This is a genomic window from Fodinibius salsisoli (genome assembly GCF_026229185.1).
Classification (GTDB): domain Bacteria; phylum Bacteroidota; class Rhodothermia; order Balneolales; family Balneolaceae; genus Fodinibius; species Fodinibius salsisoli.
The window spans coordinates 145,768-171,316 of the sequence record NZ_JAGGJA010000004.1; the positions used below are offsets into that span (position 1 = coordinate 145,768).

General features: G+C 45.6%; 18 protein-coding genes. 10 read left to right on the forward strand and 8 right to left on the reverse strand.

Annotated features, from left to right (window positions below):
• Window positions 1–368: 368 nt before the first annotated feature.
• From J6I44_RS07220 to J6I44_RS07230, 3 genes are all read right to left on the reverse strand, one after another.
• Window positions 369–758 carry a YybH family protein gene (locus tag J6I44_RS07220; protein WP_265765369.1) on the reverse strand — a complete coding sequence of 130 codons (390 nt, stop codon included), beginning with the start codon at window positions 756–758 and terminating at the stop codon, window positions 369–371.
• Window positions 759–1,086: 328 nt separating this feature from the next.
• Window positions 1,087–1,800, reverse strand: a complete 714-nt coding sequence (locus tag J6I44_RS07225) for a 3'-5' exonuclease family protein (protein ID WP_265765370.1) — start codon at window positions 1,798–1,800, stop codon at window positions 1,087–1,089.
• Between the two features lie 6 nt (window positions 1,801–1,806).
• Window positions 1,807–2,805, reverse strand: a complete 999-nt coding sequence (locus tag J6I44_RS07230) for an asparaginase (protein ID WP_265765371.1) — start codon at window positions 2,803–2,805, stop codon at window positions 1,807–1,809.
• Window positions 2,806–3,170: 365 nt separating this feature from the next.
• Between J6I44_RS07230 and J6I44_RS07235 the strand changes: the two genes are divergently transcribed.
• The 4 genes from J6I44_RS07235 (at window position 3,171) to J6I44_RS07250 (ending at window position 8,950) form a co-directional block, all read left to right on the forward strand.
• On the forward strand, window positions 3,171–5,297 hold the full coding sequence (locus tag J6I44_RS07235) for an elongation factor G (protein ID WP_265765372.1): 2,127 nt from the start codon (window positions 3,171–3,173) through the stop codon (window positions 5,295–5,297).
• 364 nt (window positions 5,298–5,661) lie between these two features.
• Window positions 5,662–5,892: a LapA family protein gene (locus J6I44_RS07240; protein ID WP_265765373.1), complete on the forward strand. Its 231-nt coding sequence runs from the start codon at window positions 5,662–5,664 to the stop codon at window positions 5,890–5,892.
• A 51-nt stretch (window positions 5,893–5,943) separates the two neighbouring features.
• Window positions 5,944–7,023, forward strand: coding sequence for a 3-oxoacyl-ACP synthase III family protein (locus J6I44_RS07245; protein ID WP_265765374.1), 1,080 nt, complete (start codon window positions 5,944–5,946; stop codon window positions 7,021–7,023).
• 112 nt (window positions 7,024–7,135) lie between these two features.
• Entirely contained in the window at window positions 7,136–8,950 is a 1,815-nt protein-coding gene (locus tag J6I44_RS07250) for an SLC13 family permease (protein ID WP_265765375.1), read from the forward strand.
• 536 nt (window positions 8,951–9,486) lie between these two features.
• Here J6I44_RS07250 and J6I44_RS07255 read toward each other — a convergent pair.
• From J6I44_RS07255 to J6I44_RS07270, 4 genes are read right to left on the reverse strand one after another with little or no spacing between them, the layout of a single operon-like run.
• On the reverse strand, window positions 9,487–11,106 hold the full coding sequence (locus J6I44_RS07255; protein ID WP_265765376.1) for an OstA-like protein: 1,620 nt from the start codon (window positions 11,104–11,106) through the stop codon (window positions 9,487–9,489).
• A 1-nt stretch (window position 11,107) separates the two neighbouring features.
• Window positions 11,108–11,671, reverse strand: a complete 564-nt coding sequence (gene lptC, locus J6I44_RS07260) for an LPS export ABC transporter periplasmic protein LptC (RefSeq protein ID WP_265765377.1) — start codon at window positions 11,669–11,671, stop codon at window positions 11,108–11,110.
• The gene (gene upp / locus J6I44_RS07265; protein ID WP_265765378.1) at window positions 11,658–12,299 is read right to left on the reverse strand and encodes a uracil phosphoribosyltransferase; all 642 of its coding nucleotides are present in this window, start codon (window positions 12,297–12,299) and stop codon (window positions 11,658–11,660) included. The genes lptC and upp overlap by 14 nt, the downstream gene beginning before the upstream one ends.
• A gap of 15 nt (window positions 12,300–12,314) precedes the next feature.
• Window positions 12,315–13,988 (reverse strand): alanine/glycine:cation symporter family protein, encoded by a 1,674-nt coding sequence (locus tag J6I44_RS07270; protein WP_265765379.1) that lies wholly within the window; start codon window positions 13,986–13,988, stop codon window positions 12,315–12,317.
• 223 nt (window positions 13,989–14,211) lie between these two features.
• Between J6I44_RS07270 and J6I44_RS07275 the strand changes: the two genes are divergently transcribed.
• Window positions 14,212–14,508: an HU family DNA-binding protein gene (locus J6I44_RS07275; protein ID WP_265765380.1), complete on the forward strand. Its 297-nt coding sequence runs from the start codon at window positions 14,212–14,214 to the stop codon at window positions 14,506–14,508.
• Between the two features lie 171 nt (window positions 14,509–14,679).
• Here the strand turns inward: J6I44_RS07275 and J6I44_RS07280 are convergent, their stop codons facing one another.
• Window positions 14,680–15,333, reverse strand: a complete 654-nt coding sequence (locus tag J6I44_RS07280; RefSeq protein ID WP_265765382.1) for a hypothetical protein — start codon at window positions 15,331–15,333, stop codon at window positions 14,680–14,682.
• Window positions 15,334–15,386: 53 nt separating this feature from the next.
• Between J6I44_RS07280 and J6I44_RS07285 the strand changes: the two genes are divergently transcribed.
• Genes J6I44_RS07285 through rnr form a run of 5 tightly spaced genes read left to right on the forward strand, consistent with a single transcriptional unit; the run spans window position 15,387 to window position 25,539 of the window.
• Window positions 15,387–16,976: an NFACT RNA binding domain-containing protein gene (locus J6I44_RS07285; RefSeq protein ID WP_265765384.1), complete on the forward strand. Its 1,590-nt coding sequence runs from the start codon at window positions 15,387–15,389 to the stop codon at window positions 16,974–16,976.
• A gap of 11 nt (window positions 16,977–16,987) precedes the next feature.
• Entirely contained in the window at window positions 16,988–17,536 is a 549-nt protein-coding gene (locus tag J6I44_RS07290; RefSeq protein WP_265765385.1) for a shikimate kinase, read from the forward strand.
• Window positions 17,526–18,617, forward strand: coding sequence for a 3-dehydroquinate synthase (aroB, locus tag J6I44_RS07295; protein WP_265765386.1), 1,092 nt, complete (start codon window positions 17,526–17,528; stop codon window positions 18,615–18,617). The genes J6I44_RS07290 and aroB overlap by 11 nt, the downstream gene beginning before the upstream one ends.
• Window positions 18,618–18,663: 46 nt before the next feature.
• Entirely contained in the window at window positions 18,664–23,343 is a 4,680-nt protein-coding gene (locus J6I44_RS07300; RefSeq protein ID WP_265765387.1) for a translocation/assembly module TamB domain-containing protein, read from the forward strand.
• Between the two features lie 30 nt (window positions 23,344–23,373).
• Window positions 23,374–25,539, forward strand: a complete 2,166-nt coding sequence (gene rnr, locus J6I44_RS07305; RefSeq protein WP_265765388.1) for a ribonuclease R — start codon at window positions 23,374–23,376, stop codon at window positions 25,537–25,539.
• Window positions 25,540–25,549 lie beyond the last annotated feature (10 nt).

Genomic DNA, 25,549 nt, shown 5'->3' on the forward strand with positions numbered 1-25,549 from the left:
GTGAGTTGTGAGCTTTAGTATTTCGATGAATACAAGTCGTTGAAACGACCTCATGGTTCACTACTTAATCTCCCATATTTCATTTTAGTGCCCTCCCTGTACTTTTTTTAGCTTACCCATTGTTGATTACTGAAAAGAAGAGAATGTCAGTAGCATCAGTAACTTTATCAGTTCCTGTCTGAAAGAGGACGGCCAACTGACCTGATGGACAGCTAATCCAACCCCGATCACTGAAACCGGTTGCTATTAACAGGTTCGAAATGAGGATGTATTTAAATAATAAAATGCAGATGTAGGTGAGGAGAGCTTGCCCCGTCCATCGAGATTGATTGATATTTTCCTCTTTGAAGGGGTTAGCTGGCTGACCTTTAGAAGTTTATATTAGAATCGTCAATATAGCGGTTGATTAACCAATTATCTTCATCGTCTTGGTTCCAGAGTACAGTGAAAGTCCCCGAATGAGCCATTGGGTCACCACCGCTATTCGGAGTCATTTTTGAAGTAAATTTTGCTCTTTCAAAAGCCCAATTACCAGATACTAAAAATCGTTCGTCTGAGATCGAGAAATCATAGGAAAATTTACCGAAAAAAGGTTTAAGCCATTGCCTAAACGCTTTTCGACCGATGATGGGTTGTTGACCAGGAGGAATCCAAACAGCATCCTCGGCAAGAATATTGGCATATTCATCAATATTCTCGTTATTGACGGCATTAATCCAGTTCTGATGTTGTTTTATAAGTGAATCTGGTATATCCATGACCAAAGTGTTTAACAAGTATCAAGCCACCTTTATAATCTTATTCATACGAATAATAAATCATTACAAACGATACACATAATATCCAAAGAAGGAGCTATATTATGTGTAGGTTGTAAAATAGTATATATGCATATAAGAATAAGGATTGTTTATACACATAGGGTCGCTGCATAGCAGATGTTATGTGAAGTCCATACTGCTCGCCAAGAACACAGATGCATCATTTTAGTTCTGTAATATAGAACGTACCAGAGCTGGGAATTTTTTGTAAAAGCTCCAGTTCCAGCACAGGGAACCGAAACCGACACGATCAGCGCAAGGGACTTCAGGGAGCACTTTCCTGAATTTCTTCCAGTTTACCCATAGCTCGTTCGTTGAGGTTGTCGAATAATTCTTTATTGATATCTCCCACCGTATATTTCAGATGCAGCCAGACCACGTAGGTCGCCATCACATCTTCGTAGCAATAGTGCTCTATTTCGGGTAGCTCATCGCGACGAAACATAGCCAGTACTTCATTGCCTTCACCGGTCTGTTTAAAAGGAATATCAATAAGGTAGCCGAGGTGCTTGAGCTTTGGCCACGAACTGGCCCCGTAATTGCTAAATTCATCCAGCAGGTCAACATTGTCGTTGCTATAACGATATCTGATGTCGTAGTGGTTAAGCCGATGGGGCATCTGCAGGCCGTGCTTCATAGCCCGATAGGTTAGCAATGGCAGGTCAAAACCTCGTCCATTGTGGTGGATGAGTCCAAAATCCTTATAAGTGCCCAGCGCATTAAAGATCTTTTCCAGCCCTTCTTTTTCATCGGTTCCATGCCAGGAGACTTTTTGCTTGGGAGAGCCGGTATTTTCAATCCAGAGGCCTACCCAGGAGACCATCCGATGGTACATGGGCGGCAGAAATCCGGATGAGTTTCGTGCCAGCTCTTCACTAGCCTGGATCAGAAGGTCATCGTCGTCTTCTTCCGGATTTTCAATTACATTACGCACAAATTCAAAATCGGGGACGGTTTCAACATCAAAAATAAAATACATAAATAACTATTCGGTCAGTTCGCCGGCTATATTTTGGATAAACTTTTTGCTTACTACACTATTGTCAGCATGATTGCCTAAAAGATACATTAATTTTGTGAGCGTTGCTTCGGTGGTCATATCACCGGCACTCAGCGCCCCGAGCTGCAGGGCCTGGCGCCCACTCTCATAGTTGGAAAGGTCCACCGCATCATAGGCCGCCTGGGAGGTGAACACGAGCAGGATATCATTCTCCAGGCACTGCTTAAAAAATGGAATTAAGCTGTAGTCGCCGCTGAGCGGAAAGTTACCGCTGCCAAAGGCTTCAATGACCAGTGCGCGCACGCCCTGCAGTGGTATCTCCTGCAAAAAAGCCGGATTCAGGTTGGGATAAATTTTGAGCAAAAAGAGTTGGTCCGAAAAGTCCGTTGAAAGTCTGAGCTCTCCGGATGGTTCCTGAAGATGATTTTGCAGCTCGATGTGCAGGCCGATTTCAGCCAGAGGAGGATAGTTCGGGGATCCGAAAGCATCAAAGTCGCCAATACTAATTTTGGAGGAACGGTTGCCCCGAAAAACATGGTCGTTAAAACAGATAGCGATTTCCGGAAGATCCATGGTGGCAATTTCAATGGCATTAACGAGATTGCGGCGGGCATCACTGCGGATGCTGCTCATGGGTACTTGACTGCCGGTCAGGATAATTGGCTTGTGCGTATTCTGTAGCGCAAATGACAGGGCCGAGGCGGTATAGGCCATGGTGTCGGTGCCGTGCAGAACCACAAAGCCGTCATAATTCTGGTACTGCTTGTGGATAAAGGAAGCCAACGCCACCCAGTGTTTGCGATTGATGTCGGAGCTGTCTTCCATAAAGAGTTTATGGGTATCAACTTTGGCTATCTCCGCAAGTTCGGGGAGCGCTCCGTCAATTAAGTCGGCCCACTTTGAGGCATTGAGCGTCGGCTTTTGGTCGTCTCCGGAATCCATGGCAATGGTGCCTCCGGTCTGGATTAGCAAAATATTTTTCATACGGAATAGTATTGGGTAAAGAATGCAAGCTAATGGTACTAAATTTAGAACAAAGTATTGAGTTCAACTCTTTTTTTGTATTACTTACCTACTGTAAGGAATTTTGCAAAACTATAACATATCTTGTCATTCTGAACTTGTTTCAGAATCTCAATAACTTTTTGCAGCCTTTCAAAGGAGATCCTGAAATAAGTTCAGCAAATGATTCAGGATGACAAGTCCGGTTTTGCAAAAGTCGTCTATCGATATAACCAAATGGGGAGAGTGATGGTGCAATACCATTTTCAAATATCTGATCTGCCACGGCCATTTATTAATGACAGCCTACCCCCGGTACATCTTATATCTAAAAGAGGAGGTAATTTATGAAAGTCTATCCAACATCAAATATCCGAAATGTGGTTCTTTTAGGGCATGCGGGAACAGGAAAAACAACACTGGCTGAAACGATGCTTTTTGAGTCGGGCTCGAAGAAACGCCGGGGTTCTGTAGTAAAGCGATCAACCTCCTCCGACTATCATGAAATTGAGCATGAAAAAGGCAAATCCGTATTCAGTACCATGTTGAACTTGGATTGGCGGGGCAATAAAATTAACCTGATCGATACGCCCGGTACCGCTGATTATGTGGGGGAGGTGGTAGGAGCACTGCGCGTAGCAGATACCGCCATTGTAACACTGAATGCAGAATATGGCATTGAAGTAGGCACGGAACGATACTGGCAGTATACCCAAAAATATAATATTCCATCGTTGTTGATTGTAAATAAGCCGGACAGCAGCCAGGCAAAGTTTCAGCAGTCCGTGGATATGGCCAAAGAGCGGTTTGGGCGGGGAGTGGTGGTCGTCCAGTATCCTTACAGCGAGGGGGAGGATTTCCATGCTATCATTGATGTTCTGAAGATGACGATGTATGAGTTTCCTAAGGATGGAGGCAAACCCGACAAGCTGCCCATCCCGGATTCTCATAAAGCACAGGCTGAGCTGTTGCACAATGAATTGGTGGAGTCGGTGGCAGAAAATGATGAAGTGTTGCTGGATGTGTATTTTGAGCAGGGCATGTTAACGGAAAGTCAAATGCGAGAAGGATTACAACAGGGACTGCTCAACCGGGATATTTTTCCCCTGTTTTGTTGTTGTGCGGAGCGGAATATGGGCACGGGGCGGGTCATGGGATTTATTGGTAATGTGACCCCGAATCCACTGGAAGCAAATCCGCCACGCACCACGGAAGGTAAGGAAGTCAAGCTCAAGACCGAAGGAGATCCACTCATGTTTGTCTTTAAAGACAGCTCGGAATCGCATGTTGGTGATCTGCTTTATTTTAAGGTATATGGCGGAACGCCTTCACCAGGCATGGATTTGCTTAATCACTCTACCGGCAATACGGTCCGACTCTCAAGCTTGTACCTGGTGAATGGTCCCAAACGGAATGAAATTGCCAAGGTTAATACGGGCGATATCGGGGCCGCTGTGAAGCTGAAAGACACCAATGTTAATGATATTTTGCATATCAAGGGGGAAGATATTGATATAGAGCCCATCCATTTTCCTGAACCGATCATAAGGACGGCCATTAAATTGAGAAGAGAGGGGGAGGAGGATAAACTGGGGACGGCATTGCATCAGCTGCAGCGCGAGGATCCTTCTCTGCAAGTAGAGCACAGCCAGGAACTGAAACAGGTAATTATCCATGGGCAGGGTGAAGAGCACCTGGCGGTCATCGAGTATGCGCTTCGAAATCGCTATAACCTTGAGTTTGATTTTGTTCAGCCGCGCATTCCCTATCGAGAGACGATCACCAAAGCTGTCCGGGCTCACTACAAGCATAAAAAGCAGTCGGGCGGCGCAGGACAATTTGCCCAAGTATCACTGCTGATTGAACCCCTGCGCGAGCATATGCCGGAACACAGTGACCTCAAAGTCCGGGATACACAGGAGATAGATCTGGATTGGGGAGGGAAGCTTATTTTCAGGAATTGCATCGTCGGTGGGGTTATTGACAATCGTTTTATGCCGGCCATTTTAAAGGGCATCATGGAGAAAATGGAAAATGGTCCGCTGAGTGAATGCCGCGTCCGGGATGTGAGGGTTTCAGTTTATGACGGATCCATGCATTCAGTGGATTCCAATGATGCGGCCTTTCGTACAGCTGGCCTGATGGCGTTCAAACAGGGTTTTATGGAGGCCGCCCCCAAACTGATGGAGCCCATTTATACGATAGAGGTAACCGTCCCTGCCGACTATATGGGCGATGTGATGAGCGACATCAGTACCCGTCGGGGACAAATTTTGGGCATGGATTCCGAGGGATCAATCCAAAAGATCAAGGCCCAGGTTCCGCTTGAAGAGCTGGACCACTACGCAACACGCCTTAAGTCCATAACACAGGGGAGTGCAGGGTATATGCGTACGTTCTCGCATTATGGAGAAGTGCCCCGAGATATTCAGCAAGGGGTTATACAACAGACAGAGGCGCAACAGTTATTGTAGTCTAACGTAAGTTCGATTTTTTTTTAATTTGTTAAAAATATAACGCTAAACACATTACTGAAACGCAATATTAACAATTTAGAATACTTTAATTGTGCTTTGTCTGTTACCCATTTTAACCATGTGTATAGAATCCTTGAGTACTACCACACTCAGATAATCAGGCACTTACTGGATATGTTTGAAATTTCAGCTCTAGCGCAATAGTTGTTCAAGTCCCGCATAAAGATTTAATTCCAGAACAACCGTTTTAGTAGGATACAGTTTTGTTTGCTCTTTCCTATATTCTATCTAACTTAAGTTCATATAGGTAATGTACTGGCAGGCAGTTATATACCCTGCTATCGGAAATAGGGAGTATACTATGAAAAAATTAAAGTTGGCGATTTTTTTGGTTCTGAGTCTGGTCTTGGTATTGCTTGTAGTACAAAATACAGCATCTGTTCAGGCACATTTTCTTGGTTTTACCACAGAAATGTCACTGGTCGTGTTGCTTTTTTTGACCGGAGCATTAGGCTTTATTTCAGGGCTGGTTCTATGTTTTATATTGAAAAGCAGTAGGGCACAATCTATCGAAAAGCAACGAAAGAATTAAGGCGATTTGTATTAGATAAGCACCGGTCATAATATCGCAAAGTTTAGAACTATGGAAAACAAGAAATGCTCTGTTATCACGGGAACCGGATCCTACATCCCCAGCCGCCGGGTTTCCAACACTGATTTTTTGGAGAATACTTTTTTGAATAACGATGGTACACCCTTAGACAAGGATAATGAGGAGACCATTCAAAAATTTGCAGAAATCACCGGTATAGAGGAGCGGCGGTATGCCGATGATAATGTGCTGGCCTCGGATATGGGAGCAGAAGCCGGTGAGCAAGCTCTTGCGTCGGCGGACCTGGATCCTGAGAAACTGGATTACATTATTGTGGCACATAACTTTGGTGATGTCCGGGCCGATAATCCACGGGTAGATATGGTGCCGAGTCTGGCGTCCAGGGTCAAACACAAACTGGGAATAAAAAATCCATATTGCGTAGCCTACGATCTGCCTTTTGGTTGCCCGGGCTGGGTTCAGGGACTCATCCAATGCAACTACTATCTTCGCAGCGGGGATGTATCGGCCGGCCTTGTTATTGGAACAGAAACGCTTTCACGAGTTTGCGATCCGCATGACCGGGACAGCATGATTTACTCCGATGGGGCAGGGGCCGCAGTTCTAGAGGGAAGGGAAAGTAATACTCCGGTTGGGATACTCAGTCATTCCGCACGTACAGATACCGAAGAACAGGCCTATTATTTGAAGATGGATTCTTCATATAATCCTGACAACAACGATTCACTTTATATGAAGATGAATGGACGTAAACTTTACCAGTATGCACTTACTCACGTCCCCAACTTGGTAAAAACAAGTCTTGAAAAGGCGAACATCAGTTTTGATGAGGTCGCAAAGGTCCTTATTCACCAGGCCAACGCCAAAATGGATGCTGCTATTTTACAGCGCCTGGCAAAGTTGTACAATTGCGACGGAATTTCAGAAGATATTATGCCTATGACGATATCACAGCTAGGGAATAGTTCCGTTGCGACCGTACCTACACTCTTGGATCTGGTTCTGCGTGGCAAGGTGGAGGATCATCACATAGATAAAGGAGACATCATTGTTCTGGCTTCTGTTGGGGCGGGAATGAATATCAATGCTATAGTTTATCAGATGGATTGATTTTCTGGTTTTCATTTGTTCAAACGTTAGTCGTTCTTAAGAACAAAGGCCTGCATTGCTTTTATAAGTCCTATTTCGGTAAATCTGGAAATCATAATCTTATCTGCTTTACATGGGATTCGAACAACTGTTGATATTTGGTGTATTATTATGTGCGTTTATCGGATTAGCGATTGATCTGTGGAGCCCGGATGGTATCTTGTTGACGGCCCTGGCAATTCTCACAGTCAGCGGAGTTCTCAGCCTTGAGCAGGCTTTTCAGGGGTTTGCAAATACTACTCTGATAGCGTTGGGTAGCCTGTACGTGGTGGCGGCGGCGATGCGGGAAAGCGGTGCGTTGGACCGTGCCAGCTCCTTTATCCTGGGACAGGGGACCCGGAGTATCCAACGAATCTTGCTGCGTTTGTGCCCCAGTGTATCTCTGTATTCTGCATTTCTAAATAATACGCCGGTTGTTGCTATGGGGATTCCCGCTATCCGACAATGGGCACTGAAAAAGAATATTGTCGTCTCAAAACTACTTATGCCTCTTTCTTTTGCCGCTATTTTGGGAGGACTCTGCACCTTAATCGGTACCAGTACCAATCTGATTACTCACGGGCTGTTGCAAAGCCACGGATTTGAGGGACTTTCCTTTTTTGAGCTGGCTTGGGTCGGTGTTCCCTGTGCCATTGTAGGATTGTTGTACCTCGTATTTATCTCTCCCATGCTGACCCCAGCCCGTCGGGATATCCGGTATGAAGAGGAGCGCAGACGGAATCTGCTGGTAGAGGTTGAGATAACAGAAAGCGCAGATGTAATCGGAAAGACTATAAAGGAAACAAATTTAGATGAAATCCAGGGGTTTTACCTCTCCCGAATTAATCGCGGGGATCGTGAAATAGCTCCTGTCTCAAAAGATGAGAAACTCCGCCGGAGCGACCATCTTTTGTATGCTGCCAAGGGCGGTATTGCGGCCAAACTGCCCGACCTGGGCGATTATTCCGGGTTGCGGATTATTCATTATCCCCCTAGAGATATTGAACAGGAAGAAAAACCAGAACGAGAGCTTCACCAAGTGGTGGTAAAAGAAGGTTCGCCGCTGGTGGGGGGCACTGTAGAGGGGGCCAGGCTCCTCGAACGGTTCGGAGCCGCAGTAACCGGCGTGCGAAGAAGAGGAAAACGTGTCGACCAACCTCTTGGACCGTTTGTGCTGCATCCCGGAGATGTGTTACTGCTCGATACAAGGCGTGGATTCCGCGAGGCCTATGAGGACACCAAGGATTTTTTCCTGACCAGTGCAGCCGGGGGTGAAGCAACCGGGGCAGAAACAAGCATTGAAGAGCGCCGACCCGAGGGAAAAGACTTGTATATTTCGGTTGCCGTGTTAGTGGGCATTGTATCACTGGTCGCCTCTGGAATCGTTCATATCGCATTGGCCGGCATTTTAGGGGTCGCGGTATTGTTAAGTTTTAATGTTATTAAAGCCGGGGAGGCTCGAAAATCAGTTGACTGGACCGTCTTGATTGTGATTGGTGCGGCTATTGGCTTGGGCAAAGCTATGGAGGTAAGTGGAACGGCTGAACTTATAGGACAGTGGATGGTGGATCTTACCAGCGCGTATGGTCACCGGATGGTGTTGGCCGGGGTGGTTATTGTCACTGGTCTGCTTACTGAAATTATCACCAATAACGGCGCGGTAGCACTGATGTTCCCGATTGCCTTATCCGTTGCCCAAACCCAGGGGATAGAAGCCCGTGGTCTGTTCATTGCTATTACCCTGGTGGCATCCATGTCCTTGATCACCCCCATCGGTTACCAGACGAACCTCATGGTCTATGGACCGGGTAATTATAAATTTACCGATTTCTTTAAAGTAGGTTTTCTTCTTGAATTAACGTTGTGGGTTCTGGTCATCATCCTTGTTCCTCTCTTTTGGCCGATGTAGCATGATTTATTTTTAAGGTCTCATTTTATTGTTAAGCCTAAAGAAAAAAAAGACAGGTACTGGTTAGGTAATTCGTGAAACGAATATAGTTACAGGTTGGATCTGAAAATGTACTTTCCAGTCCTTTCATCCAACTAATCTCAGAAGTTTGCGATGACAGGATCGCCATAGTACCTGCTATAATGAACCAGGTGGAGCTCGATGAACAGATCGATTAACGGCCACTTGGTTAGAACTCCCAAGTAAGTAACGCGGGAGCCTGTGTTGTTATCGGTTAATTCTTATTGATTAGCACAGATTTACACTCTCTTGTATTTCCTACCTTTGACGATATGAAAGGAAGACAGTTTTATATCCTGCCTTCCTTTTTTATATATGAACAGTGAAAAGCCTTTAATAAGTAACTATTCCAAATATGACGCAGAAAAAGCTAAGAAACCCACATGCCTGACTCGCAATAAAGGTATAGAATATTTGGTTAGCTTAGTTTAAGCAAGTTGTTACATAATATTTTTGGAGGGCCTAAAATGAAGAACTTAATTTTTTTCCGAATCGGTCGAGGTAGTATCTTCGCTGATAGAATTAAGTTCTTCATTTTTTTCAGTCCCGATATTGTCTGGGAGCCTTTGATTATCCGGATTTGTTCTTTTCAAGTGGATGAGATATCGCGGGGGTAGTTCAAAAAATAGTTTCTTCGGAATAGGAGGCAGGCGACGCTTCATGGGCTGGGCCGGTTCTTGAGGTCGCAAATCCGGGTTCCAGCTAAACCCTTCCAGCTTGCGTTCAGCTGTTGTCTCATTTTCAGGCAGAAAGGAGCCGCTATTGGAGCCTTTAGCCAACATTTTAACCAGCTCGCCACCCTCAAAATATATTCTGATTGACGGTGCTGACAGGTCAATGGCTCCATCCGAACTATCTTGTTTGTTTTTGGTAAATCTGAGGAGCTGTGCATTTTCAAAAACATATATTTGACTGAGATTACCTTCGTTAAAATCGGCATAGAGCGTATCGCCGGTAATCTGGTTCAGCCGATCAATAACGGTGTCTTGCTGTACGGAAAATGGTTGGGGATATGATTTAAGGCTGTCAATATCGCCGTCTTCAAGTATTGCTCTAATATAGGGACCTGTTAACTGTACCTGTTTATGCCACGCTTTAGCATTGGACCAAAGTTCAAAGGTTTCCGTGCTGTCGGTGTATTGGGCCGTATCGGAGATGGCGGAAAAGTCGGGCGACCAGACCCGTACATCTTCATAAGCATGGATGATGGCCGTCGTGTCGGTAGAAGTACGAAATTCCTGAGACAAGATACGCCGAGCCTGAATGTGCGTGGTATCGGGCTCGGCACTGGTACTGTCGGCTTGTGTGCTGTCGGAGAGAGTATTAACGGTGGCACTGGTATCCGCTTCATAATTTTTAAGCCAGGCATTTCCTGTGACTAATCGGCGTCCGGTGGAGTCAGCTTCGAGATAATCGCCTTTAAGCATAGACCTGTTTTCTTGGTCATCGCCAAAGACTTGGCTATGCAATTCGTAATATTTTTTACGGCGATTGCTAAATAGCGAGTCGCCTTCTAAATATTGTAAAGAATCAGAAAGCTGCACGTTGCCGTGAAAGCGAACGCTGTCGACTGCGCGATAGTAATAGCCGGAATCTGCTCTAAGGGTGCCCCGCCTGTCTTCGAGGCGAATCTTATCGATAAAGTGGGCTACCTTGGTTGAAAATCGATAGTCCACGCTATTGCCATAGAGGGTAGTGCTGTCGGCTTCCATGACCACACGTCCCCGGAGTTCGCTAAAGTCAACATCGGTGTAATAGGTGAGGGCGTCCGTCCATATTTTTTCTTCACCCGTATCGATTTCTATATTTCCAAAAGCCCGCACCTCATTTTGGTTGACAAACTGGTAGGCACTATCACAATACATCTCAAAATCTTTATGCTTGAGGTGCACGTTGCCAAGAATACGTCGCACTTGTTCGCCCTCATAGGTGCCGCCCACAATACGTGATGCATCTAAAATGTCTACCTGTTTTCCCTGGGCAAAACCATTTGAAATAGATATCCCTAATATGAAGAGTACTGATAGTACGGAAGATTGCAGCATTACTCTATAAGCACCGTTATGCGTCAGTGGCGATTGCATTTGGTAAGGCATGTTAGTCTACTGTAAACTGTCCCGTGGGTTCATGGATAGTGTAGTCGTTAAGGTCGGTAGTTCCTTCAAAACCGGTACCTGCTATACTGTCCGAAGGCGTTCTGATAATGACAAACTTCGGAGTGGTAATATTGTTGTTGCTTTGCATCCACTTTAAATACTCTGATTCTAAATGGCGATCGGTTACCGTACGCACTTTTACATCGCCATAAAGTTCAAAAATAGCTTCATCGGCATTATAGACGGCGCGGTTAGAACTGGCCCAAGTGGTGATTTGACCGGTCGTATCATACAGCTGGATGTTTACCGGTCCCTTAATGCGGGTTGCGTTACTGTCTTTGGTGGTGTAGGTAGCTGCATAGGAGCCGGTGAGATGCATTTTAGTAAATTTTTCTTCAATAATATCCATCTCTACGTCCCAGCTTTCTGTCGTGGACGTAAGGGAATCGCTGAGGGCTTCATCAACCTGAACGGCCTGCTCCTGAGAGAGCTCTCCACAGGATGACAGCCCCGCCAGAAGCAGCAAGCTAAGAAAGAATGAAAAGAGGGTTTTATGTGGTTCCAAAATATCGATCACCTGCATCTCCTAATCCGGGGACGATAAAAGCATCGTCGTTTAATTTTTCGTCAACAGCAGCCGTAATGGTATGAACATCCGGATGTTTTTGACGAAGTTTTTCTAATCCTTCCGGTGCACTAATTAACGAAATAAATCGCAGATGTTGTGCGCCCTGTTTTTTTAAAAAAGAAAGGGCATCATCGGCGCTGCCACCGGTAGCTAACATGGGATCGACGACGAGAACCATCGCCTCTTCGACTCCTTCGGGAATATTAGAATAATAATCTACCGGCTGATGGGTACGCTCATCACGTTCCATGCCTACATGCCCCACTTTGGCATCCGGAATAAACTGGAGCAGGGCATCGGAGAGTCCCAATCCGGCTCGCAGAATGGGAACGACGATAACTTCCTGATCAATGTCGTAACCGGTGGTCTCTTCAATCGGGGTCTGTACTCGAAAGGATTTAAGGGGCAGCTCTTTGAGCGCGTGATACGCTAAAATGACGGCTATGCGCTTCAGTGCCATACGAAAGTCGGCTGTGGAAGTATTGACATCCCGCAGTATCGTTAGATCTCGATGGATAACGGGATGTTCAATTAAGGTAACATGATCGTAATCTTCAGAAGCCATGGACTAAGTGAGCGATTAAGATTCAGGGGTCTCGTGCTCTTTATTAAAGTAGCTTTTTGTAATTTGATAGACTTTACCGGAAAGGGCAAATAAAGCAACGATATTAAAGAATGCCATCAGGCCAAGCATGACGTCTCCAAAAGCCCAAATGGTGGTAAGAGTCGCTACAGCCCCAAAAAAGTGCATAGCTACAAAGGCCAAGCGATACCAGAAAATAGATTCAAAACCGAATAAGTATTGTGCGGCCCGATCTCCATAATAGCTCCAGCTGATGGAGGTTGAGATGGCAAACAGAAGTACGGCAAAAGTCACCAGGAATCCACCACCGGCGAAGAGCGGACTAAGCCCGATTTCAAAAGCACGTACGGTAAGCGGCGCACCGCTTTCAACTACACCACCATACAGGGTCGATAATTCGGTACCGTCTTTGGTATAGACATCACCAACTACATAGTCGTCTGAATTTTTGGATTCGGTCAGCTCAATACGTCCGGTGAAAGGGGAGGAGTAGTTTGCATCGGTAAACATGGTATCCACGGGAGCGTTGTAGTGCTCCATAGTTCCATTTTCTGGAATACCATTGCTGAAGTAAAGACTTTGAACCTCGCTTTTGTTGGCTGTGCCCTCTGTAAGGGTATAAGAGAAGGAATCTGTAGCAGGGTTCACAGCGGCTTTGTGTTGCATATCCCAGGCGCCGGTAGAAACAATAACTAAACCGGTCATAGTACAGATGATAAGCGTATCAATGAGTGGTTCCAGCAGCGCAACCACACCTTCGCGGACGGGTTCATCCGTTTTTGCAGCTGAGTGAGCAATAGGGGCCGATCCCTGACCGGCTTCGTTGGAGAAAATTCCCCGCTGAACCCCGAAGCTTAGCGTCAACATCAAGGTGCCCGATCCTACCCCCAGGGCACCTGCCATTGGGTTAAAAGCATAACTTATAATGGTACCAAATGCCGGTAGTACCTGGTCATAATTCAACAGTAAAATTACCACGGCACCTGCTACGTAAAGCACGCCCATGAAGGGAACGAGTTTCGACGTTACTTTACCAATTCGTTTAATTCCACCTAAAATAACAGCGGCAACAAGACTTGCGGTAACGAGTCCGGTAACCCAGGTGCTAATTTGAAAGTCGCTTTGCATCACATCAGCGACGGTGTTGGCCTGCACGGCATTACCCGTCAGGAACGCACAAATAGCAGCAGAAATGGAAAAGGCCACGGCCAGCCACTTCCAGTTTGACCCCAACCCTCGTTCAATGTAATACATCGGCCCACCGGAAACTGTACCATCAGGATTTGTTTCGCGATATTCCTGGGCAAGGGTGACCTCCGTATATTTGATCGCCATCCCAAAAATAGCGGTTATCCACATCCAAAAAAGAGCTCCGGGGCCACCAATATGAATGGCCAGGGCCACCCCGGCAATGTTTCCAATCCCTACCGTTGCAGAAAGGGCGGTGGTAAGCGCCTGGAAGTGATTGATATCGCCTTCATCATCCGGATCATCATAAAAACCTGTGACAACCTTTAAACCATGTGTGAATTTTCTTATCTGGATAAAGCCAAGCCGTACCGTGATATACAGTCCAAAAGCCAATAAGATGACGACCATAGCCGGCATTGCTTCCGGCCAACCCCAAATAATGTCTACGAGCGATTCTATAATGTGATCAAATGTCTGCATGCGTGATCTTCTTAAGTTAGTTTAAAAGCAATCAGGAAGAAGGTATAAAAAGATTTTCGAATTATTCAGATAAAATATATGATGTTACCGGAGAGTATCTTTTAAAAAACGTTAAAATATCAGTAATTAAAAATCTGCGCTTATTTTATTTATAGGAAACATTCATTATTATAAATATCTTGAATGAGTGAAACTCTACTAACCTTATGAAAGGAGGGATCTTATGACAAAAGCAGATATCGTTGATGTGATTGCTTCGTCCACCGGATTGACAAAAGTGGAGACGGAAGCGGTAGTGAATGGTTTTATGGAAACTGTGATCGATGCGATGAAGCGAGGTGAACACATCGAACTACGTGGATTTGGAAGCTTTAAAGTGGTGAAGAGAGCTCAGCGGGTAGCCCGTAACCCAAAAACGAATGAGGAAGTAATTGTACCTGAACAATACGTGCCGGTGCTTAAAATGTCTAAAGGATTCAAAGAGGAAGTGAATGAATCAATGATGGAGGATGAAGAGTAAAGAAATGCTATATAAGCTTTCTTAGAAGCTGTTCATCATATAAGGAGAGCTGGAGAATTATTGCTCTCTTTTCCTTGCCTGTTTGCTATAGAAAAAGCTATGGATAGGTATTTGTGTAATCCATAATTGTAAGCACTCTCAAGCTTGGCAGCTTAAGGTAAAAGAAGCCTGTTAGGCAGCAGCCTGGCTTTGCAAGGTCTGTTCAGCCAATTTGATTACTCGATTTGATTTAACAAGTAACTCCTGCATAATTTTCAATACAAATTGATGAACTTCGTTTAAACTATTGAGATCAATCAGCGTGTATTGAAAATATGAGATGAGATTAACAGCCGTCAAATAACGTTCGTTCTGCGTGCCCTCAACTTCGACATGCCAACGTGTGATGATATCATCGTCAGCCAGTAATTCGTTAATTTTGTTGTTAATCTCTTCCATCCATAAACTGGCAACCTCTACTTTATGGTGGCCATTTTGGGTGGCAAGTTCAGGATGAGAAGCTTTTTCATCGAACAACCAAGTGATTTCTATATCAATATCGGGCGAAATAGAAGTGCTGACCATATTTTGTTCTTGCAGGAACGGATGTTCTTCCATACCATCGAGCTGTTTGGCCAATACGGTTTCTCTAAAACGATCCCAATCCAGATTAATGGAAAGAGCTTTGATAAAATCGGAGGATTGACTTAAGTCAATTTCAATTTCCAGTCCCGTTGCATTTATCCTATCTTCATTCCACGTGCGGAAAGCGCTAATCGAAACATCTCTGTTGTTAAGGTCACTTTCTATCCGGTTGATAACAGAGTTAAATATCGGATATGTCATGTTTTCTGAACCCTTAAAATTAGTTATTAAACGTCTCCATTGAACAAACCATCATGAATAACTATTACACCCTAATATATCTAAACCGCGAGATAAAAGAAAAAATTGGAGGATGTTTTTTTCGGTTTGCTATAAGTCCTCACAAGGATGTATTACATATTTATGTTGGTGCACAAGATTCAACGTTAAGACTCATATTTAGTACAAACTCCCGGGAAACGGCTTTGTTCCTGGATGGGTATCGTCCCCCCAAAAAACGAAATGTGATTGACTTTTTCCCCTTTCTTGAGGGGCAAAAAATTACTGATACGGAATTGGCGAATAACGATCGGCTCCTTTCCATCCATTTTGAAAGTGGAAAAAAGCTACTTTTTAAGTTGTTCAGCGGCCGCCCGAATGTTTTTGTTGTGGAAAATAACACCATTGTTGATGCCTTTAAAAATCCGGAGAAGCATAAAGGTACGACGCCACCACAGCCAATGGCTCCCGATTTTCAGGATGAGGTTAGTCCCCGCCGTTCGCCCAAAAACCAGATGACGGAGGTCAATCCACTACTGCCCCGGAATTTATTGCCGTCTCTCATAGAGCAGCATGGGGTAGGCGAAATGTCGCCGAAAAAAGTAAAGGCTTTTACACTTGAAGCAAGCCGGGCGTTGGAGCAGGATCCCCACCCGAGGGTCCTTAAAACCGGGGACTTTTGCTTGTGGTCCAGGGAGTGGCTTGATATCCCAAGTGAAAAAGAATGTACGGAGGTTAATGACTGCGTATCTTTTGCCTATAAAAATGCTGTTCACCTGCGACGGTTGCATAATAAAAAAGAGGATGTCGCTGAGTTTTTAGCACGCAATAAAAAACAGAAGAAGAGCATGGTTGGGCAGCTCAAACAGGCTGACAAAAGCCTTGGTCGGGCCGATGAATATGAGAAGTATGGACACCTGTTGATGGCCCATGCTCATGAAAGTATTTCTCCCGCGGAGGATACGATTTCTGTGGAAGATTTTTATGAAGATAATGAAGAGATCGAGATTCCACTTAACGACCGTGGAACTATTGCAGAGGAAGCCGAATATTATTACGAAAAAGCGAAAGACGCCCGAACGGCTTATGAAAAGGCAAAGGAGCGGTTACCGAAGGAGAAAAAGAAATTAAAGAATATCGAAGGGCTACAGTCTCAGTTGGCTAGTATCGACCGGTTACCGGACCTTAATTCCTGGCTCAAAGAGCATAAATCTTCGCTCAGAGAACTGGGTTACGGCAGCAGCGAAGATAAACAGGTTTCTTCTCCATACCGGAAATTCAAAGTAGGCAAATACGAGGTGTGGATAGGAAAAAATGCCAAAAGTAACGATAAGCTAACAAGCCTTGCTCACAAGGAAGACATCTGGCTGCATGCCCGTGGAGTAGGCGGCTCGCATGTCGTCATTCGGATGGGTAACTATAAGGATTACCCTCCCAAGAACGTTATTTTACAAGCCGCCGGATATGCGGCCTTTTATTCTAAGGCAAAAGGAATGAAATCGGCCCCTGTTATGTACACCAAACGAAAATATGTGCGGAAACCCAAAGGCGCCGCCCCGGGGGCGGTGGTCGTAGAGCGCGAGGAAGTTGAAATGGTTCCGCCTATTAATCCTAAAGAATATTAAGATTTACCGTCATGAATGTACCTGAAATTATTTTTCTTTGCGGTTTTATGGGAACAGGCAAGACAACCATCGGCCGGAAATTAGCTCAAAAGTTGGATTATCCATTTTTGGATTTGGATGATCGTATCGTAGAACGAGCCGGCCAATCTATCCCCGATATTTTTGAAGCCGGCGGAGAAGGACGGTTTCGCACCGTGGAGCGGAAGGCTCTCATGGAGGTTTGCCGTTCGTTTAAGGGAGTGGTAGCCCTCGGGGGAGGCAGCTTGCAAAACCAGCACCTGCTCGATCACCTAAAACTAAATGGGTTGCTTATATTTATTGAAACGCCTTTCTCTGTCCTTATCGATCGCATCTATCAGGATAAAAACCGGCCTCTGCTACTGGATGAAAGCGGAAATGTCAAAGAGCGGAAAACACTGGAAGAAGAACTGCGCTTTTTGTATGATGATCGGCTTCCGTTATATCGGCAGGCCTCGATTAGCATTCAGATGAGCAGAGGTGAATCCCCGGAGGAACAAGTAGAAACACTCTTTAAGAAAATTCGCAATCATGTCGCATAATATTCAAGTTGATATTTCATATGAACAAGACTATCAGATTCGTGTAGGCCAGGGACTTCAAAAAGAGTTTTTGTCTTTTTGTGCCGATCGCTATACTCCGGATAAAATTGTGGTTGTCATTGATGAGAAAGTCCAGCGGTTGCACGAGAGAAAGGTGCAGGTATTATGCGAAGAATACTTTCAGGATGTTTTAACACTGACCGTCCCTGAGGGGGAAGCCTCCAAGTCGATGGAACAGTGGAAGCGGCTGGTTGACCAAATTCTGGAATATGGTGTTGAGCGTAACACGCCCTTGTTGGCGGTTGGGGGCGGTGTGACGGGAGATTTAGCCGGATATGTGGCTTCTTCGGTACTTCGGGGCATCCCTTTGCTCCATATGCCCACCACGCTTTTGGCTATGGTAGATAGCTCTATCGGCGGAAAAACGGGCGTCAATCATTCGACGGGCAAAAACCTGGTGGGTGCTTTTAACCAGCCGGAAGCTGTTTTTATGGATCTGGACTTTTTACAGACGCTCGAGCAAACAGAATGGATTACCGGGATGGCGGAAATCCTAAAGTATGGGGCCATTCGGGATCCTGATATTTTTGGGAAGCTCGCAGAGCTGGTTAAGCAGCCTTTGGAACCCAGCGAAGAGTGGCAACAGGTTATAAGCCAGAGCGCTCAGATTAAGACGGATATCGTGCAGGAAGATACCCTGGAGGCGGGGAAGAGAGCCTATCTTAATTTCGGGCACACCTTTGGGCACGCCCTGGAGAAAGTAGCCGGCTACGGAAGTCTTGCCCACGGAGAAGCCGTCTTTGCCGGAATGATTGCGGCCACCTACTATTCGAAACAATTGGGTGCACCAGTTGATGATATACAATTTGAGGCTTTTCTACCGTTATACAAACGTCAAATTCAGGCGTTACCCACCAATATACAAGCTTTGAATACAGCTATGAGAACGGACAAAAAAGTAAAGAATAACACGGTGCAATTAGTGTTATTGAAAGAGTGGGCTTCGCCTTATATTCAACCTTGCAACGATCTTTCAAAGTTAGAGAAGGTATGGCAATATACCTTGTCTCAATTTACCTAAATCTGTCTAAGTGGTTCTTCGCTGGTTACATAAAAGCTGGAAATATTTGTGGGGCACGGTCTTAATAATCCTGCTGGTCGTTCTGATAGGTATTGGCGGAGCCGTCGGCTTATTGCAGTTGGATGCAGTCCAGGACTATCTGATCGATCGGGTTGAGAGCCGGGTAGCACAAAATTATAAGGCCAACCTCTCGGTTGGGGCGGTGGATGGATTTGTTCCCTTCAACATTCAGCTGCAGGATGTGGTAGTTACCCGGGGAGACTCCGCCAAAGCAGATACCGTTGCCACGATAGCAGAGGTCGAAAATCAAATCGATATCTGGAGCCTTCTGCAAAATAAAGTGAGTGTTTCCGGGCTTGTCATCAGGGAAGCTGAAGTGTGGATGCAAAAAAATGAAGCAGGGCAGCTTACCTTACTGGAGCGGATTCCGCAACCGGCAGATACATCTAACACGGTAGAAGAGCCTTGGCTGAGTAATGTTGAAATTTTGGCGCCAAGGGTCGAAGTTGTTGAAGGGGTCTTACATCTCGAATCTCCAGGCAGTGGTTTCAAGGCGCTAGACCTGCCAAACCCCGTCACGATATCGAGCATCAATGCCAATTTCTTTCTGGAATGGACGGAGCAGCAGCGGTATCTCGATATTGAAGGGCTATCGGCCGAAAGTACAGGTTTGGATATCAGTCCCTTTTCAATGACCGGTCAGGTGTACAGCGATCAGCGGTATTTGGAGTTTAACTCATTCTATGTTCATTTTGGGAGTTCAGAAATAATCCTGAATGGCGAAATAGACGGCATTGATATTGGGACCCCGGGTTTTATCGATCAGTTTTTAGCGGCCAGGTACGATCTGGATGTTGAGGCTACCGCATTATATCCTCAAGAGTTCAAAGACATTCTGCCAGCTACACCCGATGTTGAAGGCCCCTTTACAGTACAGCTGCGCACCGAAGGATCTACCGATTCGCTCTGGGTGGATGAAGTTTCTCTGGGCAAAGGGGAGAGCCTGTTTCGATTGAACGGACTTTTCCAGAATCTGCAACAGCAGGATGCTTTTGCTTACCGGGTCAGCATCGACAGTGTAAACCTGAGGAAAGAAGATGTGCGTCCGCTGGTGGATACATTAAAAGCGCCCCGCTACCGGGCTCTGGAAGATCTGACGATGAAGGGGACCGCCAATGGTAGCCTGGATTCCATTTATGTTGACCTTGCTCTGCATTCTCCGCTGGGTTCTCTGGACCTGCAGGGGGGCAGTCAGTTAAAAGCTCCCCACCAGTATACGGGCAACATGATGGCAGACAGTCTTGATGTAAGTTGGCTAAATCCTACGGTATTAGATACAACGTCCCTCAATTTTGATGCTCAGATCACCGGCTCCGGCTTTAACCTCGAGCAGGCCGGCTCGGATTTGAATGTTACTTTCTCAGAAAGCTTGGTCGACCGGCAGACATTCGATCAGTTACAGTTGAACTCTTCACTGAATAATAAAGTCTGGACGCAGCAATATAGTTATCGAAGTGGCGAACAGAGTATCAATGGTAGTGGCAGAGTAGATTTTAACCGGGAACATCCACCGGTGACTCTGCAGGGGCAAGCTGAAAATATTAACCTGACAGAGATTATCGGTGATACCTCCGTCGCAGAAACAAAACTTAATTTTGAATATAATGTAGAAACCCAAGGGATAACGGCGAATGAAATAGAGGGGCGGGCCAACCTCGATGTTGCCCCCTCCGTAATAGCCGGTGACACGGTAGAAGCCCACCAGTTTTATGCGGATATTATCACCCTTGAAGGGCAACAGCGTTCTTTTCGATTGACCAGCTCGCTCTTTGATATGGAGGTGCAAGGACAGGTATATCCCAATGATATTGCAACCCAATATCGATATTGGGCTGGTTATATAACCCAACGATATCAGAATGAAATCAGGGTTGATAGCACGGCACGAGCCTTTACCGCCCTCCCGTCCTTGTCAAAAAACATTGTATTGGATGGAAATATTCAGGCCAAGGATATTAATCTCGTTAAAAAATATCTTCCTGGTTTTCCTTCTGTTAATACCGACTCGCGTGCCACCTTTAACGTAAACTCCAACGGCAACAGGCTGCTGCTATCGGCAAATGTACAGGCCGATTCTCTGCAATACGACCAGTGGGATGTCAAAAATGGCAATGCTCAGTTGACGGCCAGCTTTCGCAGTGATCAGCTGCTGAAAAAGTCCGCTTCGGTGGACATACGAGCAAATATCGGACAGCTACAATCCAGCAGTGTTAATATGGATTCCGTGGGTATCAACCTTGCCCTCGAACAGGATTCGATCCGCTACAGCCAATATGTGGGCAACATCGGAGAAAATGCCCACTTTAATCTGGACCTTAACGGCAGCTTGACAGACAGCTCAGTTGTAGCATCCATACAGGATTTCTATCTCGGCAATGATTCCTATGCCTGGCGTAATCAGGATACACCTGCCTTACATTTCAAAGAGGAAAAACAAATTGCTTTCGAGAACTTTAGGTTTGCCAATGAGGATGAGTATTTCCAGATGCAAGGCACCCTGAGCAGCAGTCGCGAAGATTCGCTCACCTATATGCTTAAGAATATTAACCTCGCTCGTATTTCGGAGCTGGTGGAAGGGCGAATCGATTTTGAGGGGATCCTCAATGGCAACCTAATGACTCGGTCGCTTACCCAACAGCCTACGGTTCAGGGACAACTTGACGTGAGCAGGCTTGCATTGGATGACCGGATGGTGGGTGATGTCTCCTTCGACAGCCAGTATAATCCCTCGGAAGACCGGTTCGATACCAAGATTGAAGTATTGACAGATTCTGCTAAGTATAAAGAATACCTTGAAAGAAATGATCAGGTTCAGCAGCATTTTGTGCTCGATGGCTATTTCGTAACGCCTAAGCCGAATGTAGCACAGGATAGCTTGTTCCATTTTGATGCCGACTTTAAACAGATCGATATGTGGGTTATACCGCTTATCGTAGATGATATTTTTCAACAGATGGAGGGGCAGGCCGTCGGGAACGGCTACATTAGCGGTAATTTTGAGGATATCGATTTTCACGCCGATTTTGACGCCCAAAGTGTATTTATCAAACCCCGATTCCTAAACACTAACTTTTTCGTGAATGGACCGGTGTCGGTGGATCGGGATGAGGGAGTCACATTTGACTCACTCTCCGTCATGGATACCAAAGGAGGCACGGGTACTTTCTGGGGCAATGTGGATTTTAACGATTTCAAACCCATTAAAGAGATTGACCTGAGCCTTGCAATGAATAACTTGCAGTTTATGAATAGTACAATGGACCCGGATGTACCTTTCTTCGGGAATATCTCGGGCACCGGATCGATCAGGATGAGCGGCACGAACCGGGACCTTTACATGCGGACGGAGCAACCGGTCGAGGTATCCAACAATTCAAGAGTCTCCATTCCATTGCTGGATGAAACCGAGCTCAACGAAACGGGCCAGTTTATCCAGTTTGTTGATTCTTTTGATGAGCGCAAGAAAACAACGACCCAATCGCCCGAAAATATAGGCGGCAATGCAGGGGAGGAGGAACTTCAGGACCAGATTCAGGATATGACATTCAGCGAGCGCTTCGACCTGGACCTGCGTTTTACTACTGATGATAACATCGCTGTTAACCTTATTTTTGATCCCGTTACGGGCGAAGTGTTAAATGCACGAGGGGCTGGCCAGATGCGCATCACAATGCAGAACCAAGAGGTGCAGATGTTTGGTCAGTATCGTATCAATAGCGGGACCTACCAATTTGTGACCGGAGAAATTATTAGCCGTCGGCTGGAACTTCAGCCCGGTGGAACCATCGTCTGGGAAGGGCCGGCCGATAATGCCCGCCTCGATATTAGTGCCATTTACCACGCACGTCCCAATATTGCTACACTGACTGCAGAGGGCGCCATCGAATCTCAGGATCGACAAAGCAGTCAACAAGTACCGGTAGATTTAATTGTGGATATTACCGGAACCCTGAATAGTGTTGGAAACAGTTATTATTTCCAGTTGCCCAGCTCGCTGGATCTTTCTTCAAGCTCAACCCTGTCATATACGATCAACCAAATTAATCGTGATGAACAGCAAAAGTTGTTGCAGGCAACCAGTATCTTATTCACCGGGCAATTCATCCCTACACAGGGAGCGGGCAGTGGCACAGCCTCGCTTAGCCAGAATTTGACGAGAGGTTCAACGGTTCTCAACCCTCTACTCTCAAATCAGGTGATTAGCCCACTACTTTCCAGTCAGATCAATGCATTGCTGAACAGTGATGTAAGCCGCCTGGACATTGATTTTAACCTAAATGCTTATAATGAAGTTGATTTAGGAATTGCATTGCGTTTGTACAACGACCGCCTCATCTTAAGACGTGAGGGACAAATTACCGGAGGAAGCTCTCAAGCCACTCTGGGCGATAGAATTGGAGATCTGAATGCCACCTATCGTATCAGCCGGAGACTTTCGCTAACGGCTTTCCACCGACAGAACCAGGTTTTGAGTAATTTTGGAGCACAACAGGCCGGTGATGTTACACCCAGGGTTGATGGGGTAGGCCTCGAGGCACAGCTTCAGTTTAATACCTGGCAGGAATTATGGAATAAAATTATGGGCACTTCGCCTGCAGCCGCTGCTCGGAAAGAAGAGGAAGAAAACAACGAAGAAAACTTGGCCGAAGAGCCCGAAAAGAAGTAAATAATTGAAATTTTTTAGTAACTATATTTAATGAGTAAAAGTAAAAAAGAAATATTTGAAGAGATTATTCTGGATATTTTACGGAGTAATCCCAAGGTACAAATACCATACAACGCATTACAAAACATATTGCAAGTAAATGGAAAAAAAGATAATGATCGGCTCAAGGGAGCTATCAACAGTTTGTTCGATCGTAACCTGATTGTTAAACGCAAAGGAGGAGCCATTCAGTTAGCCGCCGACAAGAGCGGAGATAGCGGCAGCAAGAACGTTGTAACGGGCAAAATGGATATTAGTCGCCGGGGCACCGGTTATCTTATTACCGACGCCTTTGATGAGGATGTTCGCATCTCATCTAAAAACCTGGGCGTGGCCCTGCAGGATGACATTGTCAAAGTAGAACTTTTAAAACGAGGCCGCGATAAGCGGCGCGAAGGTAAAACGCTTGAAATTATTGAGCGTGGCCGAAGTATGTATGTGGGCGCGCTCAAGAAGCAGGGCAAAGATAATTATATTATTGAATCGGACCAGAAGTCGGCTCATATCGACTTTTTTGTATTGCCGGATAATATCGAAGAAGCAACGCCCGGAGACAAAGTAGCCTTTGAGCTGGTAGATTGGGTTCATCCCAAGTCACTGCCAGAAGCCCGCATCATTGAAGTGCTGGGTAAAGAGGGCAGTAACGAGGCCAACTTACTTTCTATACTGGCCGAAAACCAGATAAAAGTTGGTTTTCCGGAAGAGGTAGAAGCATACGCCGAGAATATTTCAGAAGAGGTACCGGAAGAAGAAATTATGCGCCGTCACGACATCCGGGACAAAACGGTGTTTACGATTGATCCTGAAGATGCCAAAGATTTTGATGACGCCATCAGCATTGAAATGCTGGATAACGGCCATTATTACCTGGGCGTGCACATTGCGGATGTGACGCATTACATGCCACGGGAGACGACGCTGGATGAAGAGGCCTATAAACGAGGGACCAGCGTATATTTGGTAGATCGTGTTATTCCTATGCTTCCGGAAAAGCTTAGTAACGGCGTATGTAGCCTGCGCCCCCATGAAGATAAATTGGCATACAGCTGCTTTATGGAAATAGCTCCCAATGGCACTTTGATAGATCATACGATAGAAGAGACCGTCATTCATTCGGACCATCGCTTTACCTACGAACAGGCCCAGGAGGTGATCGACGGGGGGCAAAACGAATATAGCATGGAAGTAAATATGGCTGCCAAACTGGCTCATGTGCTACTCGACAAGCGATTTCGGGAGGGGAGCATCAATTTTGATACGCCCGAACCTATCTTTGTGCTCGATGATAATGGCAAACCTATTGATGTGAAACTGAAAGAACGACTATTTGCTCATCGCTTGGTTGAAGAATGTATGCTGATGGCCAATCGCACAGTAGCAAAGCACGTAAAAATGATGAGGCGCCGATCCAGTAAAAAAACTACAAAAGATCTGTTTCCCTTCTTTTATCGTATACATGATCAACCGGACCTTGAAAAGCTCAAGAATATTGAGGAAAACGTGCAACCATTTGGTATTAACTTCCATATCGACAGTCCAACCGTAAGCTCCAAAGCAATTAACATGCTGCTGGAAGAGATTGAGGACACATCGCTGGAGCTTACCGTGAACGATCTTATGCTGCGGGCTATGGCGAAAGCTGAATATAGTCCCAATAACATTGGTCACTTCGGTTTAGGATTTGAAAATTATGCACACTTTACCAGCCCAATTCGACGTTATCCTGATGTAGTGGTGCACCGACTGCTTAAGAGTTATGCCGCAGGAAAGCCCGGCTACAGCTACGAAGAGCTCAAAAAAATAGGCTCCCATTGTAGCGAACAGGAACGAGCTGCCATTGATGCTGAACGAGATTCGGTGAAGCTGAAACAGGTAGAATATTTAAGCCAACATCTGGGAGAAGAATTCCCCGGTGTCATCAGTGGAATCATGAGTAGCGGCATTTTTGTGGATTTGAAAGACATCCACTGCGAAGGTATGATTCGTGTTAGCGATTTAGACGATGACTACTATGAATATGATGAGAAACGACATTGCCTGATTGGAAGAAATCATGGAAAAAAATACCAGTTAGGGAAAGAAATGCGTGTGAAAGTTGTTAGGACTGATGTAAAGGCCCGACAAATTGACCTTGAACTTGTAGATGACGGGGAATAATTTAATTTTT